The organism is Paenibacillus sp. P4_E11, from assembly GCF_056401635.1.
Genome location: NZ_JBFUIX010000003.1, coordinates 65243 through 82453 on the forward strand (window position 1 = coordinate 65243; position 17211 = coordinate 82453).

The following is a 17211-nucleotide window of genomic DNA, read 5'->3' on the forward strand; positions in this document are numbered from 1 at the left end:
AGCCGATAGTTATGATGAATACCCTTAGTATAGCATAGCGACTATTTCCTCGAATCAAAATCTACCATCTCGCCCCGAGACTTTTGCCCCCGCAAACGTGCAGCACTTGTCCGGTAATATAGCCCGCGTCGTCGGAAGCGAAGAAGGCAACTGCATTCGCAACGTCCTCCGGCCGGCCGATAACACCGGGAACAAACTGGCGGCTCAATATTTGCTCTTGCCTTTCTGGGGACATCACGTCGAATACCGTTGACGCAATCGCTCCTGGCGCAATACAGTTAACGGTGACCCCATGCTCGATCAATTCCATCGCGCAAGTCCGCGTTAAGCTGACGACTCCCCCTTTGGCTGCGGAATAGCTCGACTGTCCGATCCCTCCCATCCACATACGGGACGAAATATTGACAATTCGGCCGTACTTTTGCGCAATGAACGATTTGGCGGCAAAATGGGAGCACAGGAAGGTTGATTTCAAGCTTACATCCAGCACTCTATCCCAGTCTTCTTCCGTTGCTTCATTTATTTTGCCGTCCAGCCCGATTCCCGCATTGTTGACTAGGATATCGATGCCGCCGAAATGCGCAAGCATATAATCGAACATACGGCTTACTTCTTCCTTGCGCGACACGTCAGCTTGAAAGCCAACTGCTTCCCCTCCCGAGGATACGATGTCATGTACCGTCCGGTTCACTCTGTCGCCATCGATATCGCATACGAGCACCTTCGCCCCCCATTCGGCGAGCTTGTGCGCGGTCGCTTTGCCGATACCACTCCCCGCTGCCGTGATTAAAGCTGCTCTTCCTGCAACCTTCATAGCCGATTTGCCTCCGTTCGTTCGTTTACTTCTCCGTTCCGAGCGTAATGCCGCGAATAAAGCTTCGTTGGAACAGTAAAAAGAAGATAATGAGCGGTATGGCGGCCAGCGTACCGCCTGCCATCGCCAAACCGTAATTGACGCTCATCTCGCGGTTGACCAAGCCAGACACGCCAAGCGGCAACGTCTTCATGCTGTCGGAGGTAAGCACGATCAACTGCCACATATAATCATTCCAAACGTACATGAACGAGAAGATCGCTAACGCCCCAAGTGCCGGTGAGATTAGCGGGACGACGATTTGCGCGAAAATACGGATTTCTCCTGCACCATCCACCTTGGCCGCATGGATCAACTCGTCGGGAATGTAGCGAACGAACTGTCGAATCAAAAAAACGCCGAACGGATAGGCGATCACTGGCATAATTAGACCCGCGTACGAATCCAGCAGCCCCAGATCGGACACAAGTAAATAAAGCGGCACCAGCGTCACCTGGCGAGGCATCATCATCGTCGCGATGATGACAAAAAACAGCACATTGCGTCCTGGAAATTGTTTCTTCGCATACGCATAACCAGCGAGCGAACAAAACAGAAGTATGAAGAAGACAGATACGACGCCGACGAAAATGCTATTGAACATCCAGCGCATCGCCGGCTGACGGTCCAGCAGCACGCGAAATTGGGTGAAATCGATCGTTTTTGGAAACCAGTCCGGTGGAATTTGCCACAAGGTTATGGCCGGTTTGACCGAACCCGTAACCATCCAATACAAAGGGAATATAAATACGACGGACGCCGCAATTAATATCGCGTAGCGTATCGCAATGGAAGCTTTCATACGGTTCCTCCTATGCATAGGCTCGAAGTTGGTCTGCTCCCGCAATAGCGCATCAAGCTTTCGAACGAATCAGTCTAAGTTGTACGAGAGCAATAATCATAATAATGACGAACAGTACGACGCCTTGCGCGGAGGCTGCCCCGAACTCCGTTGCCGTGAAGGCGGTGCGATAGATCGTATACACGAGCGTTTCCGTGCTGAAGTACGGTCCACCGCGGGTCAGCAGATGAATGACGACGAAAATTTGGAACGTCGCAATCGTCGTCGTCACCGTAACGAACAGTGTTGTGTTGGCGACGAGCGGCAGCGTAATGCGGAGAAACTTGCGGAACGGTCCCGCACCATCGATTTCGGCCGCTTCATACAATTCTTTGGAGATTCCGTCCATCGACGCCAAATATAGAATAATCGGCTGGCCGACCGACCAGGTGACGACCACGATCACGATCGCCAGGAAGGCACCAGATGTGGAACCCAGCCATTCAATAGGCCCGACATGGATCAAGCTGAGCAAATAGTTTAATATCCCGAAGTTCACGTTATACATCCACGCCCATACCATCGTGACGACAACCGGTGTTGCAACGACTGGCAAATAAAAAATAATACGGAACAGCGTCTTGGAAGAGGGTCGCAAATCCTTGATCAAGCCGGCGACCGTAAACGAAATGACAACAATGATCGGGACGATAATCAGCGCGAAGTAAAACGTATGCTTCAGTGAATTCAAGAATACGGAGTCTGCAAACAAAGTCTTGAAGTTGTCCAGCCCGATAAACGTCTCCGCTTGCATATCCGCTTGGAAGAAGCTCAGGCGGAATGTGTTAAATAGCGGGTAAATAAAAAACAAAGCGATCAGAATCAAATTCGGCAAGACGAAAGCATATCCCCATGCCGGCTCCTTCCATCGATGCAGCGACGACTTTACCTTACCGATTGCGGTTACGCCATTTAACTTCGTATTCATGGCCTCACTCCGTCCGCAGCAGTATCGCTTGACGCGCTTGTTTGGCTTGCAGCGCTGCTTCAGCCGTCGCCACCGAATGGTTCGCGGCCGTCCCATCGAACAGCAGCTTCTTGTCCTCATCAATCGGACGACCGCCAATGACATCGCAGAAATACGCCATTTCCCGCTTCATTACCGTTTGCAGGAAGCGCGGCGGCCTGCTCTGCGGATCGCCATAGATGACACCGCCGTCCATCCGTTCGTACAATTGTCGGCGCTCCTCGTCATAAGGCTCACCATACAGTCCGATCGTCTGCGGCGCCTCGCCTGCACTGCGCAGCTCAATGAGGGACTGGCGGAAATCGATTTTGATCGAGCCTTCCGTTCCGTTGATTTTCATATAATGCTCACCCCAGCGGAAACCGGACCCGAACTGCAGTGTGCCGAAACCGCCGTTTTCAAAATGCACAGTAAGGAGCAGCACATCATCTTCGTCTCCGAAGCCAGGCCCACGGTGCGCCAAATTGTCTGCTGCCATATAAACCGCAGCCGCAGGGCCCATGACGGCAAGCGCAAAGTCGAGCTCATGGATGTGATGGAACAGATGACCACCCGACTGCTGCTGATTTTTCTTCCAGCTTACTTCCGCCCGCGGCTCCTCCCAGCCCGTTCGCTCCGAGTGGAGCACAATTGGACGACCGATCCTCCCGTCCTCGATCCACTGCTTGACCTGCTCGATCCCTTGCATGAAGTGCATGATGTGCCCGGCCATAAAGCGTACGCCGCTTTGGCGGCATGCTTCCACCATCTCCCGGCAGTCTTCCGCCGATAGCGCGACGGGCTTTTCGCAAAACACATGTTTCCCGTTCCGCGCCGCCTGCAGCACCGGCTCTTTGTGCAGGTGATTGGGGCTAGTGACGACAATCGCGTCAATATCGCCGCGTTCCGCCAGACTCTCCAGCCGCTCCACCACTTCGCATCCGATTTCCGCGGCGATGGCGGCCGTACTCTTGCCGCTGCCGCCATGGACGGCGATTACACTAGCACCGTCCATCTCATGCAGGATGCGGGCAAATTCGCCGCCGAAGAAACCACAGCCGACGATGCCGAACCTGATCGTTGTTCCGTTCATTGGCATATCCTCCGTAACTCGGATACGCCCTGCTCCAGGAACAGGGCGTATCCGGAACCATTAATTTTTGTTGACTTGGGTGATCATATTGTTCGCCTTTTGCGTAAAGTCGGCTACTGCCTGCTTCGGTGTCTTGCTGCCGGCGAAGGCGGCCTGCAGTTCAGGGAACCAGAGCGGACGCACGCCGGCGTAAGCTTTGGATTTGTAGCCGAGACTTGCCATCGGGATGTTGGCGATTTCCTTCATGATGGTCCGCAAATCAGCATTGTCCGAATCGTACGCGGCATCTTTATGTGCCGGCAAGTAGCCGCCCGCTTTGGACATCGCCTTGATGTTGGCCGGTGCCGACATATACTGCACGAACTTTTTGACAGCCTCCCGCTTGTCTTTGTCGGATTGCTTGAATACGGCAAGACCGATCGCTCCGACATTCGTCAGCTTCATGTCCACTCCCGCTTTATGCGGCGGCTTGATGCCGTATAGATCGATATCCGCTTTGACCGACCCGTCCTTCTTGCCTGCCGCGATAATGTTGTACATGCCGGTACCCCATGGAAACATCGCCAGCTTGCCTTGCTTGAACATTTCAAGTGCGTCGACAGCCTGAGTGGTAGCAGCTCCGGGTGCCGCCGTTCCTTCCTTCATCATATCGATCATCGTTTGGATCCATTCGACCGCTTCCGGGTATTTATCCATGACGATCTCGGTCTGTTCATCGTTCCATTGCTTACCGCCCATGTTGAAATATCGCTGCATCATCATTTCGTCGCCCTGCTCATTCAGAGCATAGAACGCCGTTCCGAACACGCCGCTGCCCGACACTTTCTTAAGTGCATCGCGCATCTCGTCCAGTGTCCATTCCCGATTTTGCGGGATTAAACTTTCCAGCCCTTTGTTTTTGAATATCGTCCGATTCAAGAATACGATTTCCGGATGGTCCCAGAGAGGAAGGCCGTGAATTTTGCCGTTGATCGTTACAGCATCGATCATGCTTTTGTTGAATTGCGACGGGTCGTAAAAATCGTTGATGTCTTCCACTTTTCCGCTGTTCACGTATTTAATCAACCGTTTGCCAAGTGCGTCCATGATAACGTCTGGCTGGTTGTTCCCGGTCAACGCGACCGTAATTGCCTGCTCAATCTCGCTCGCCCCGATCAACTTGTACTTCACCTTGATGCCCGGATTTTTCTCTTCGAACGAGGCAATCATCGCTTTTTCATAATCGCCGTATTCCGGGGATTTGATCCCTTCCACATTAAGAACCAAAGGCGCCCCCCAAAATTCTATCGTGATTTGCTTGTCCGATCCGCTGGGCTTGGCGGAGTTGCTTGGCTTGACCGTACTTGCGGCGTCATTATTCGCCCCACCGCTGCAGCCTGCTATTACAGACGCAACTAGCAAAACGAGCGCTGCCACAATCAGCATTCTCTTTTTCAAAATCGATCCCTCCCTAATGAACTGCTCATGGTTGGTTCCTTGTCCTTGCTCGCTACCTCCTCTTGAATTCCAGTATAAAAGCAAAAGTAGTCAGGTGGCAGGTTCACATTTCGCCAAGCGGGGAGAAAATTCGCTGAATTGTGGGGGAAAAACAAGAAAAGGCAGTTTCTACAGAAGCTCTCTGCAAAAACTGCCTGATCCAAACTCAATCAAAATCGTATCGCTGCTCTTTGAACGGATCGCCGTACATATGGTATCCATTGCGCTCCCAGAATCCAGGCTTATCCTTAGCCATAAACTCCAGACCGCGCAGCCACTTAGCACTCTTCCAGAAGTACAGGTGAGGCACGACCATCCGCATTGGATAGCCGTGTTCCGGCGTCAGCATCTCCCCGTTGTGCTTGATCCCGAAGAAGCTGGTCTCCCTCAGAAAGTCCGCTAGCGGCAAGTTCGTTGACCAACCGTGCTCGGCATGCAGCATGACGTATTGCGCTTCCGGCTTCAGCTTCACACGCTCCATTACGGTCGACACCTTCACGCCTTCCCACGTATTGTCGAGCTTCGACCAAGTGGTCACACAGTGGATATCGTTCTTGAACTCTTCCCGCGGCAACGCCATAAACTCCTTATAGCTGATCGCAACTTCTTCCTCCACAAGGCCGAAGATCCGGAAATCCCATATTCCCATATCCCGATAATAAGGCACATTCCCATAATGCAGCACCGGGAACCCAGGTGTCACGGTCTGTCCTGGCGGTACGCGGCTCGGGTCTACAGCGGGTTTGTCGGATTTGAACAACATAGTAGCAAGCACCTCCTTCATATTACTTTTTCCTACTTTTCACTATTATACCAAACAAGGTTCACCTACCCGAAGCATAATTTCCAATATACGTCCGCTGGGGAAACAGGTAGAATATGATTGTCTGTACATGTTATGGATATATATATGGATACAATCTCTGTTCGGGAGGGATATGTTTGGTCATAAAGGAGCTACTAAATCGCAGGCGCAGCATTTGGCTTACTTGGCTTCTATCTTACATCACGATCCTGCTGCTGCCGATCCTCCTCAGCATCTTTGTATATGTAGCCTCCAACCGGACGCTTGAGAATGAGATTCATCAGGCCAATAATTCGTTGCTCAACCAGGTCAGGGAAGCGATGGACAATCAATTTCAATCGATGGAACGGTTGAATATCGAGCTTACATGGAATGTGGAAGTCCAAGCCATGCTATACTCCAACAAATACTTGGTCAGTCCGAATGACTATGGATATGATCTGTATCAAATCTCCAAGGACATGGGACTCTACAAAACCGCCTATTCCATGGTCGATCATTTCTACATTTACTTAGTAAATTCCAATACGGTACTCATGCCTAGCATGGTTCGCGAAAGCGCTTTCGCTTACAATCTCATGCATCGCGACCCGAATTTCACTTTTGTAGATTGGACTGCCATTATGAACCGGACGGATTACAAAGGGTTCGTACCCTTAATTCGCCTCAACGACAACGGTCAAGCGAACAAAACGGTCGCCTATGTCAGTACTCACCCGGCAATCAACGGAGGACCGGTGGCCACGAATGTAGTCATGATTGATCAGTCCCGCATCCTAGGTTCCATTCAGAATGTGGAGTTGTTCAACAAAGGCCACGTCATGATTCTGAACGACCGGAATGAGCCGCTTATTTCCAACTCGGACCTCAAGCTGCCTTCTTCCTTTCCATATAACCAGATGGCGAATACATCCGGCTTCTTCTACTATGATCAGGACGGGGAACAGTTCGAAGTCTGGTACATGAAGTCGAGCCGCTCCGGATTGCAATACATTTCCATGATCCCGAGCAGCCTCTACTGGGAGAAGGCGGAATACGTCCGTAACCTTACGTTCGTCAGCATCCTGATCAGTCTCGTTGGTGGAGGATTGCTATCTACCTTTTTCCTGCGACGTAACTACAATCCGGTGCGCCGCATGGTGCAGTCCTTATCCGGCAAATCCCAACTGAAGTTCGGTAAAGGGGTCAATGAATTCCGCTTTATCCAGCAAACGATTAACAGTACACTCGTCCAGATGGAACAGCAGCACCAGCTGATGCGATCGCACTTCATTGCCCGCCTCCTGAAAGGCCGGTTGGACAGCCAGATTCCGATTACCGAGTCCCTGACTACTTTCCATATGCATTTCGATTCGGACCAGTTTGCTGTGCTCTTGTTCAATATTGAACCTAGCGGTCTCTTCGATGCGCGTATTAAGGGGATGGAGCCCGAGGAGAAGCGCAAGCTGCTCCAGTTCATCGTGACGAACGTTGTGGAGGAGGTTGCTGGACAGTATAACCGGGGATATGTGGGCGAAGTCAATGAGACCCTGGCTTGTCTGATCAATTTCGTTCAGGAGGATGAAGCGGAGCAGAAAGAGGATTTGGTTCGAATTGCACAAGCGTCCAGACAGTTTCTGTCCGACTCTTATCATCTGCAATTGACCGTCTCAATCAGTGCTGTTCATTCGACCTATGCCGGCATTGCCTATGCGTATTCCGATGCCTTGGATGCACTGGAATATAAGCTCGTGATGGGCAGCAATGAAATATTGGCCTACGAGGACATTCGTAAGCAGTCCAGCGACTCCGGCGTTGGCTACTATTACCCCCTGCAGGTCGAGCAGCAGCTAATCAACTTCGTCAAGACCGGCGATTATGAGAAGGCCAAGCAAACCCTGGATGAGATCATTGCGCACAATTTCCAGCGCCCTACTGTATCCGTCGCTTTCGCCCGCTGCCTGATGCTGAACCTGGTGAGCACTATGATTAAGACGATCAGCGAAATAGGCAACCTGCAGGAAAGCTTCCTTGTGCAAAATCCGAAACGGATCGCGCGACTTACCGCTTGCGAGACGATCCAGGACATGCAAGCTCAATTGTCGGAGCTACTTAAGCAGGTGTGCGAATACACGGCGTCCAAACGCCAGCAAAACATGCAGCATTCACGTAAGCACGCCTTAGACGAACGAATGGTCCGGATGACCGAGTTTATCGAGAATAACTATAATGACCCGAACCTGAACATCTCCACAATCGGCAACGAGTTCGACATGAAGCCGACCTACTTGTCCAAGCTGTTCAAGGATCATACCGGCGAAGGGCTGCTGGATTACATCAACAAGACGAGGATCGAGAGAGCGAAGCAATTAATTGCCGATCGCAGCAAAAATATTAGCGATATTTCCAACTGCGTTGGCTTCAATGATGTGAACGCCTTTATCCGCACGTTCAAGAAGTATGAGGGCATTACGCCGGGCAAATATAAGGATTCGATCGCGGAGTAGGGGCTTGTGTAAAGACTAGGGTAAACGTATCCGTGTCGGGATTCCAAGTAAATAGGGTTCGCCTAAGCTCAGACAACTTGTTTTAAGTTCCTTGATTGAATAAGTGATTTATCGGTATGGAACTTAAAGCCAAAACTCGCGGCGACCCCTATTTTTCCTTTCCATCCTATTCACAGATGCGTTTACCACAGTTCTTTACAAGAGCCTCAAGCCGTGATCGAGAGGGGGCAGTAAGTAGAGTTCGCCAATCCTTGGACATCTTCATCTCGGGCTGCAAGACGATTTTTTCGTCTTACAGCTTCGTTAGCGGCCTAAATTCGTGCTGCAAGACGATTTTTGAGGCTGTCGATTATCTGTGAACAAGAGGAGTGGAAATTGAAAAAGAGGACCCTGGCGAGTTTTGGCTTGAACCTCCATACCGCGAAATCCCTTATACAATCAAGGGAGGTTCAAACAAGATGTTTGAGCATAAGGGTCCTTTTTCACTTGGAACGTCGGTTTTGCTTCAACATGGAATGAATCGACGGCTGTCCGTCAAATCACTGAATTTTCTTTCCGTTCATTCCACTTCAGCAGGACGTGTCTTGTTATTTGCTCTGCTACTTCGGATGGTGGGGTGGAAGTTGTGTCGATCGTGGGCATAGGTGGATTGTATTCAGTCTCTGCGTTGTTTAGGAGCCACTGGGCGAAATCCTCATGGGTTTTAAGCATTTCATCCGTCCACATTGCTTTATCCTCTCGGTTACGAAGGCGATTATTACGAGTACTGTCATCGCAATGTAAGTTAATAAAGCAGAGTTCGCTGAAATTGTTGTAAGTATCACATTTCTTGGCATCCCACGGCATAAATGTACCGCATATAATCGTTCCTCTTCCGGATATCGCAACAGCGTTAGCAAAATGAAGTAATAAGTTATATCTATCCTGATAGTCCAACTTAGAAGCAGTTGTACCAAAATTATCAATATCCGTGCTGAATACATCAAAATCCGGTAATAGAACTCGTAGTTCCTTCATAACCGTTGTTTTTCCTACACCGCTTGCTCCGGTAACAATAAATAAAGGTAATTTTTCCTTCAAGGATTCTCCCCCTCACTGTATATTGCCAGTATGGTATACACAATCAAGTGTTGGAAGGGATAGTTTTTGTAAAGCTATTGTATCGGTCCCTCACAGAACAGCTATTTCAGCGGTTCAGCAGAGAAAATGCAGATACATTTGGCGATTTTGCATATATCCGACTCCGAACTCACGATCGATTTGGATATATTTGCGATTGAGAAAATGTAAGCGTTGTCATAGTATGGAGGCACGGGATCGCAACGACCTAAGATCTCGCTGAACTAGGAAACTATATCCGGGAGGTCATCGAATGAACAAAGGTAAAATGAAACTCTTGACTACTGTATCCGCAATTGTTGCCGTGAACAGCTTATTGGTAGCTTGTTCCTCCTCGAAGCCAGCAGCAGACAACAAGAGTGCCACGCCAATACCTTCTACCGTACCATCAGCATCTGCAGCACCTTCTGCCGCTACAACGTATCCAATGAAGACGACAACGACCGTAACGTTTTGGCAAGAAATTACGGGTAACCTGGTCGGGGTGAAATCCTCGCAGGCGGACGTACCTTTCTATCAGAACTGGTCCAAGGTGACGGGCGTACCGGTCAAGTATATTACCGCGCCTCCGAATCAAGGAAAAGAAACGCTGAACGTGATGCTGGCTTCCGGCGACCTTCCGGACATGATCGACTATAACTTCATAACCTTTCCGGGCGGACCGGAAAAAGCGATCAAAGACGGCTATATCCTGAGGCTAAATGATGTCATCGACAAATATGCGCCGAATCTGAAGAAATACCTTAAAGATAATCCCGAGATCGACAAGATGGTCAAAACCGATAATGGCAGCTACTACTCATTCCCGTTCATTCGCGGAGACGATTCCCTGAAGGTATTCCAGGGCCCAATTATTCGGAAGGACTGGTTGGATGAACTGGGTCTGCAGGTGCCGACGACCATGGACGAGTGGTACACGGTGCTTAAAACCTTCAAGGAGAAGAAAGGCGCTACCGCACCTCTGTCCCTCGTAGGTCTGCCGAGACCATTCAATGAATCCGGCAACGGCGCGTTCGTAGGCGCCTATGGCGTCACTAGGGAATACTATCTGGATGGCGGTACGATTAAGTTCGGGCCTATGCAGCCAGGGTTCAAGGAATACTTGGCCACCTTCCGCAAATGGTATTCCGAAGGGCTGATCGACAAAAACTTGGCTACAGCCGATACGAAGGTACTGGACGCTAACTTCGTGTCCGGCGCCACCGGCGCAACTGTAGGTAATGCGGGCGGCGGGATCGGTCGCTGGCAGCCCCTGATTGAAGCGAAGGATCCGAAAGCCGTATTAGTCGCCGCTCCGTATCCGGTGCTGAAGAAAGGCGATATAGCGAAGTTCGGCCAAAAAGACCATGCCTTCTCACCAGGCGGAATGGTCGCTATCACAGCGAAGTCGAAGAACGTAGAGCTGGCAGCCAAGATGCTGGACTTTGGCTATAGCACGGAAGGCGGCCTGTTCTTCAACTTCGGTACCGAAGGCGTCAGCTACAAGATGGAGAACGGCTATCCGAAATATAGCGATCTGCTGATGAAGAATCCGGATAAGCTGGTTCCGGCTCAAGCTATGGCGCTCCACATCCGCGGCAACAGCGGCGGTCCGTTCGTTCAAGACAAACGCTACATCGAGCAGTACTTGGCCCTTCCTTCACAGCGCGATGCGGTAGCCACTTGGCAGAAGACAGATGTAGCCAAGACGCAGTTGCCTCCGATCACGCCAACACCTGAAGAGAGCACAGAGTACGCCAAGATCATGACCGACATCGACACACTCGTGGATGAAATGACGCTTAAGATCATCTTGGGTACAGAACCCGTCGATTCGTTCGAGAAATACGTGGACAAAATGAAATCGCTCAAGATCGACCGTGCGCTCGAAATCAAGAAAGCCGCTTTGGACCGCTACAACAAACGCTAATCATCCGGGGGGAGGACGTTCATTCCGTCCTCCCTTATTATGATGAGGAGGGATGACATGAGAGAACCCATTACAATCACAAGCACGGCGGCCCCCAAAGTGCGCAGCAACAAATTTTCCGCCAGGCTTCTGCGAGACCTGGTCTTGAATAAATATTTATACGTTATGATGCTTCCCGTTATTGCTTATTATGTCATCTTTCATTACGCACCGATGTATGGGGTTGTCATTGCCTTCAAGGAGTATACCCCGATCAAGGGCGTTTTCGGCAGTGAATGGGTAGGCCTGGCTAATTTCAAGGACTTTTTCGAGTCCTATTACTTCTGGCGTATTCTTAAGAACACGCTAATCATCAGCTTGCTCACATTGATCTTCGAATTCCCGGCGCCCATCATCCTAGCCCTGCTCATCAATGAGGTGCGCAATCGCGTATTCAAGAAAGCCGTACAAACGATAACCTATATGCCATTCTTCATCTCACTTGTCGTCATCGCCGGGATGATCAAGACGTTCACGAATGCCGACGGCGTATTGAATGACTTCTTCGCCTTCTTCGGCTATGACGGTCTACCGATGTTGCAGAAGCCCGAATTGTTCCGTCCTATCTATGTGTTATCCGAAATTTGGCAAAAAATCGGCTGGGAGTCGATTATCTATATCGCCGCACTCATGGCTATCGACCTGGAGCAGTACGAAGCGGCCCGCATCGACGGCGCAAGCCGGTGGAAGCAGATCTGGTACATTACGCTCCCTGGCATTATGCCGACGATCACGATCATGTTCATCCTGCGGATGGGCAATATGCTGAATGTCGGGTTCGAGAAGATCATCCTGCTCTACAACTCCTCCATCTACGATACGGCGGACGTCATCTCCTCGTTCGTGTACCGCAAGGGATTACTAGAGTTCGGCTGGAGCTACAGCACCGCAGTCGGCGTATTTAATTCCATTTTTAATCTGATCTTGCTGATCAGCGCGAACTACATTAGCCGCAAGGTGAATGAGAATAGCTTGTGGTAGAACTCGGCAGGGTACGAAGAGAGGAAGTGTTCCTATGAAGATGCAAATGAGCTTCGGAGAGCGAGTATTCGATACGGTGATTCACATCCTGTTAGCGATTCTTGTTATCGTTACACTCTATCCGCTGATGTACGTGACCTTTGCTTCCGTCAGCGATGCCGGGCAATTGGTGACCCACAAGGGCTTTCTGTACAAATCTCTGGGCTTCAGCCTGGATGCGTATAAAGCCGTGTTCAAGAACCCCGGCATTATGATAGGGTACCGCAACACCTTGTTCATCCTATTCTTCGGCGTGATCGTCAATTTGATGATGACCGCGTTGGGTGCATACGTATTGTCCCGGAAAAACGTCATGCTGAATAAGTTGTTCATCTTCCTGATCGTGTTCACGATGTTCTTCAACGGTGGGCTCATTCCCTTCTACCTCGTCGTGAAGGGCGTAGGGCTAATCGACTCGCTCTGGTCGACCATCCTACCGTTCGCAATTGGTACATTCAACCTGATCATTATGCGGACCGCGTTCCAGGCCGTCCCGGACAGCCTGGAGGAATCGGCCAAGATCGACGGCGCGAATCACTTCACGATCTTGTTCAAGATCGTGATTCCGTTGTCGATGCCGGTCATCGCCGTCATGATCCTGTACTACGCCGTGGACAAGTGGAATGGTTGGTTTTACGCCTCCATCTTCCTGAAGGACAATAATCTGTACCCGCTGCAGCTCATCCTGCGTCAGATCCTGATCTCCAACTCGACGGATGGCATGGCGACCGACGCTTCTGCCGCCGATCGATTCCAGATCGGAGAGACGATCAAGTATGCGACGATCATGGTCGCCACCTTGCCCATTCTGTTCGTGTATCCGTTCGTGCAGAAGTATTTCGTAAAAGGTGTCATGGTTGGAGCATTGAAGGGCTGATGCTACGTCCAGAAAGTCCCCGGTATAGCTGGATATACGCTTTCGCCGAGGATTGCCAGCTGTAGTCCGTCTTGGCGATATTCCTGTGCAGCGCATTCCAGTGCTCGGGCTGCCGGTAGAACGAGACAGCGCGGCGGATCGTATGCAGCAAGTCATGCGCTGAATACGGCGCAAAGCTGAAGCCGATCCCTACACCCGTGTACTCGTTGTACGACTGCACCGTGTCCTTCAAGCCGCCAGTCTCACGTACGATCGGCACCGAGCGGTACCGCAGCGCGATCAACTGCCCGAGACCGCAGGGCTCGAAGCGCGACGGCATGAGGAACAGGTCGCTGCCTGCATAGATTCGTCGCGCCAAGCCGTCGTCGAACCCGATCGTCGCTGACACCTGCTGCGGATAGCGAGCCGCGAACGAGCGGAATAAGCTCTCGTACTGATCTTCACCTGTACCGAGCAGGGCGACCTGGAGGCCGTCCTTCAAGAGAGTCGGCAGCACCTCCTCGATCAGATCCAACCCCTTCTGCTGCACGAATCGGCTGACCATGCCGATAAGCGGCGTGTCCGGGCTTTCCTGCAGATTGAGCTCGCGCTGCAGGAAAGCTTTATTATGCTGTTTCTTGGCGAGCGAATCGCGGAACGGAACGGCGATATGGGCATCTCGCATCGGATCGAAAACATCTGTGTCGATGCCGTTCACGATGCCGATGAGATCGCCTTCACGCATACGAAGCACGCCCTCCAACTGCTCCCCGTATTCTGACGTGCGAATTTCCTGTGCGTACGTTTCGCTTACCGTTGTCAGCTTGTCCGCATACAGCAGCCCCGCCTTCATACAACTCGCCCCGCCGCTGAATTCAAGTCGCTCACTCGTAAACCATTCATCACCGAGACCGAGCAAATCCTTCATCGTCTCCCGTGAGAAGACACCCTGATATTTCAAGTTATGGATCGTGTACACGCTCGTCACCGCTCGTCCGACATCACCGCCGTATCCAAGCTTGAGTAACAATGGGATGAGGCCGGTTTGCCAATCGTGAGCGTGGACAAGTTGAGGGGCGAATCCTGAGCTGGCCAACATCGGCATAAGCTCTGCTACGGCTCGGCTGAAGAAGACGAACCGCTCCGCGTCATCTCCATACCCGTATAGACCGCTCCTCTTGAAGTAAAACTCGTTGTCCACGAAGTAATAGTGGATACCGTCCACCTCAAGCTGCTCCAGCCCGCAGTATTGCCTGCGCCAGCCGAGCTGGATCATGATGTAGCCGACATGCGTCATCTGGTTCCTGTAAGCTTCCGGGATGTCGCCATACTTGGGCATGATGACGCGCACGTCGACTCCATGGGTGCTGAGCGCCTTCGGCAGTGCTCCGATCACGTCAGCCAACCCGCCTGACTTGGCGAGCGGCACCGATTCCGATGCCGCGAACAAAATATTCATGGACACACTCCTTTTAAATTCGTGGCAAAGATTAAATGATTCGCTTCTTCGCAGCAATGAATGGAGCCGTCACATCGCCAAGCAGCTCGCGGCCCCGGCTAATAATCACGTCTTTATCGAGAATGGCATTCTCAATCGATACATATTCGCCGATCTCGCAGTTTTGCATAATGATGCAGTTTTTCACAGAAGCGCCTTTATGCACCTTCACTCCCCGAAACAAGATGCTGTTCTCCACTGTGCCTGTGAGTTGGCAGCCGTTAGCGATTAACGCATTGCCTACGTTCGACGATCGTAAATACTTGGTCGGGGGTTCATCCTTGATCTTCGTGTAGATGAGCCCAGGGGAGAAGAACAGCTCGCGGTACACATTCGGATCGAGCATATTCATGCTGTGCTGGTAGTAGCTCATGATCGTGTTCACGATGCCCAGATACCCCTCGTACTTGTATCCATGAATACGCAGCCGATCCACATTGCGCATGATGGCGTTGCGGACGAAATGATCGTACCCTTCGGCAAGCGAGATTTGCACAAGATCAAGCAGCAAATCTTTGCGCAGCACGAACACTTCCATCGACACGTTGTTCGTATCCAGCCGTCCGAGGTGGTCCTGCATGGCAATGACCCGCCCCTCGTCATTCATCTTCAGTCTGCGGCAGCGAGCATGCTTCTGCTCCACCGTGTCCTTGTACATCACCGTCACATCAGCACCGGTCTCCTTGTGGGCTTCCACCACTTTGACGAAGTCAATATTGCATAACATGTGGCTGCGAGCGATCACGACGTATTCATCCGGACTGCGATAGAAGTAATCCCGATGACGGTGGAAGTGGTACAAGTCACCCTTAAGCATATCCTGCATCTCATCTACGGCGGGAGGGAGCATGAATAGACCGTTCCGCTTGCGATCCAGATCCCACTCTTTACCGGAGCCGAGGTGATCCATGAGCGAACGATACTTCGTGTGGGCGAATACAGCCACGTTCGAGATGCCTGAATTAACCATACTGGATAAGATAAAGTCAATTAATCGATACCGCCCGCCAAAAGGGACAGAAGCCACGCAGCGGCCATACGTCAGCTCTTCCATTTCCTCGTACTCGTTCACCAAATTGATGACACCCATGACACCCTTCATACGCTCGCCCCCTGTTCTCCGCTCACGGTTTCAAAGCTGCCTACAAGCGTAATCTCATCGTTACCCTCAGCACCGATCACACTGCCGTCTCCGATAACACACCCTTCGCCGATAATCGCTTTGTGAATGACAGCCCCACGCCCGATCTTGACATTCGGCATGATGACCGAATCCGTAATTCGGCTGCCTACACCTACGTGCACGCCATAGAAGAGAACCGATCGGTCTACCTCGCCGAAGACGACGCAGCCTTCGTTAATGAGCGAAGTCTGAACCTTCGCCGTAGAGGCAATATAGTGAGGCGGCTGATTCGGATTCACCGAGTATATACGCCATGCGCGGTCGTTCAGATTGAGTCGGGGTTTCACCTCCAGCAAGTCCATGCTCGCTTCCCACAAGCTGTCAATGGTCCCAACATCTTTCCAGTACCCTTCGAACGGATAGGCGTACATGTCTTGCCCCGCATCCAGCATCGCAGGGATCAGGTCCTTGCCGAAGTCATTAGACGATCCATGCTTCGCTTCATCCTGGGTCAAATACCGCTTAAGCACCGGCCAGCTGAACATGTACACACCCATCGAGGCCAAGTTGCTCTTGGGCTGTTTCGGCTTCTCCGCGAATTCCGTAATGCGGCTGTCGGGGTCCGTACTCATGATGCCGAATCGGCTAGCTTCTTCCCACTTGACTTCAATGACGGCAATGGTAGCATCAGCCCCCTTGTCCTTATGGAACGTGAGCAGCTTGTCATAATCCATCTTGTAAATGTGATCTCCGGATATAATAAGGACATATTCTGGGTCGTACTGCTCGATGAAACCGATATTCTGATAGATCGCATTGGCGGTACCCTTGTACCAGTCTCCGCCGCGCTGTTTGACATAAGGAGGGAGCACCGTTACACCGCCGGACTTGCGATCCAGATCCCACGGGCTGCCGATGCCGAGATGCGAATGTAGGACAAGCGGCTGATATTGCGTCAGAACGCCAACCGTATCAATGCCGGAATTCGTACAGTTGCTGAGCGTAAAATCAATAATTCTGTATTTCCCGCCGAAATGAACAGCAGGCTTCGCCAAATCACGAGTCAACGCCCCCAGTCTTCTTCCTTCTCCGCCTGCTAATAGCATAGCGACACATTCTTTTCGCTGCATAAGAGCCCCTCCTTAGG

At 51.3% G+C, this 17211-nt stretch carries 14 protein-coding genes; 4 read left to right on the top strand and 10 right to left on the bottom strand.

All coding sequences use genetic code 11. The features are described from left to right. Window positions 1–61: 61 nt before the first annotated feature. From AC1DWB_RS02125 to AC1DWB_RS02150, 6 genes are all read right to left on the bottom strand, one after another. A complete protein-coding gene (locus AC1DWB_RS02125) occupies window positions 62–814 on the bottom strand; it encodes an SDR family oxidoreductase (RefSeq protein WP_477539372.1) in 753 nt (250 codons plus the stop codon). 25 nt (window positions 815–839) lie between these two features. After that, window positions 840–1655, bottom strand: a complete 816-nt coding sequence (locus tag AC1DWB_RS02130; RefSeq protein ID WP_477539373.1) for a carbohydrate ABC transporter permease — start codon at window positions 1653–1655, stop codon at window positions 840–842. A gap of 52 nt (window positions 1656–1707) precedes the next feature. Next, window positions 1708–2622 (bottom strand): carbohydrate ABC transporter permease, encoded by a 915-nt coding sequence (locus AC1DWB_RS02135; protein ID WP_477539374.1) that lies wholly within the window; start codon window positions 2620–2622, stop codon window positions 1708–1710. 4 nt (window positions 2623–2626) lie between these two features. Beyond that, window positions 2627–3733 (bottom strand): Gfo/Idh/MocA family protein, encoded by a 1107-nt coding sequence (locus AC1DWB_RS02140; RefSeq protein ID WP_477539375.1) that lies wholly within the window; start codon window positions 3731–3733, stop codon window positions 2627–2629. A gap of 60 nt (window positions 3734–3793) precedes the next feature. Continuing rightward, entirely contained in the window at window positions 3794–5170 is a 1377-nt protein-coding gene (locus AC1DWB_RS02145; RefSeq protein ID WP_477539376.1) for an ABC transporter substrate-binding protein, read from the bottom strand. Window positions 5171–5375: 205 nt separating this feature from the next. Beyond that, a complete protein-coding gene (locus AC1DWB_RS02150) occupies window positions 5376–5972 on the bottom strand; it encodes a sulfite oxidase-like oxidoreductase (RefSeq protein ID WP_477539377.1) in 597 nt (198 codons plus the stop codon). Window positions 5973–6151: 179 nt separating this feature from the next. Here AC1DWB_RS02150 and AC1DWB_RS02155 point away from each other — a divergent pair, with 179 nt between their 5' ends. After that, window positions 6152–8500, top strand: a complete 2349-nt coding sequence (locus AC1DWB_RS02155; protein WP_477539378.1) for a helix-turn-helix domain-containing protein — start codon at window positions 6152–6154, stop codon at window positions 8498–8500. A gap of 534 nt (window positions 8501–9034) precedes the next feature. Here AC1DWB_RS02155 and AC1DWB_RS02160 read toward each other — a convergent pair. Continuing rightward, entirely contained in the window at window positions 9035–9580 is a 546-nt protein-coding gene (locus AC1DWB_RS02160) for a P-loop nucleotide/nucleoside kinase family protein (RefSeq protein ID WP_477539379.1), read from the bottom strand. Between the two features lie 292 nt (window positions 9581–9872). Between AC1DWB_RS02160 and AC1DWB_RS02165 the strand changes: the two genes are divergently transcribed. The 3 genes from AC1DWB_RS02165 to AC1DWB_RS02175 are packed head-to-tail and all read left to right on the top strand — an operon-like array spanning window position 9873 to window position 13464. Next, window positions 9873–11528 carry a type 2 periplasmic-binding domain-containing protein gene (locus tag AC1DWB_RS02165; protein WP_477539380.1) on the top strand — a complete coding sequence of 552 codons (1656 nt, stop codon included), beginning with the start codon at window positions 9873–9875 and terminating at the stop codon, window positions 11526–11528. 57 nt (window positions 11529–11585) lie between these two features. Continuing rightward, window positions 11586–12548: an ABC transporter permease gene (locus AC1DWB_RS02170; RefSeq protein ID WP_477539381.1), complete on the top strand. Its 963-nt coding sequence runs from the start codon at window positions 11586–11588 to the stop codon at window positions 12546–12548. A gap of 34 nt (window positions 12549–12582) precedes the next feature. Beyond that, a complete protein-coding gene (locus AC1DWB_RS02175; RefSeq protein ID WP_477539382.1) occupies window positions 12583–13464 on the top strand; it encodes a carbohydrate ABC transporter permease in 882 nt (293 codons plus the stop codon). Here AC1DWB_RS02175 and glgA read toward each other — a convergent pair. From glgA to AC1DWB_RS02190, 3 genes are read right to left on the bottom strand one after another with little or no spacing between them, the layout of a single operon-like run. Next, window positions 13439–14902, bottom strand: coding sequence for a glycogen synthase GlgA (glgA, locus tag AC1DWB_RS02180; protein WP_477539383.1), 1464 nt, complete (start codon window positions 14900–14902; stop codon window positions 13439–13441). The two genes, AC1DWB_RS02175 and glgA, sit on opposite strands and share 26 nt — an antisense overlap. Before the next feature lie 31 nt (window positions 14903–14933). Beyond that, window positions 14934–16043 (bottom strand): glucose-1-phosphate adenylyltransferase subunit GlgD, encoded by a 1110-nt coding sequence (glgD, locus tag AC1DWB_RS02185; protein WP_477539384.1) that lies wholly within the window; start codon window positions 16041–16043, stop codon window positions 14934–14936. After that, complete coding sequence (locus tag AC1DWB_RS02190) at window positions 16040–17194, bottom strand: glucose-1-phosphate adenylyltransferase (protein WP_477539385.1); 1155 nt, start codon at window positions 17192–17194, stop codon at window positions 16040–16042. Before AC1DWB_RS02190 ends, glgD begins: the two co-directional genes overlap by 4 nt. Window positions 17195–17211 lie beyond the last annotated feature (17 nt).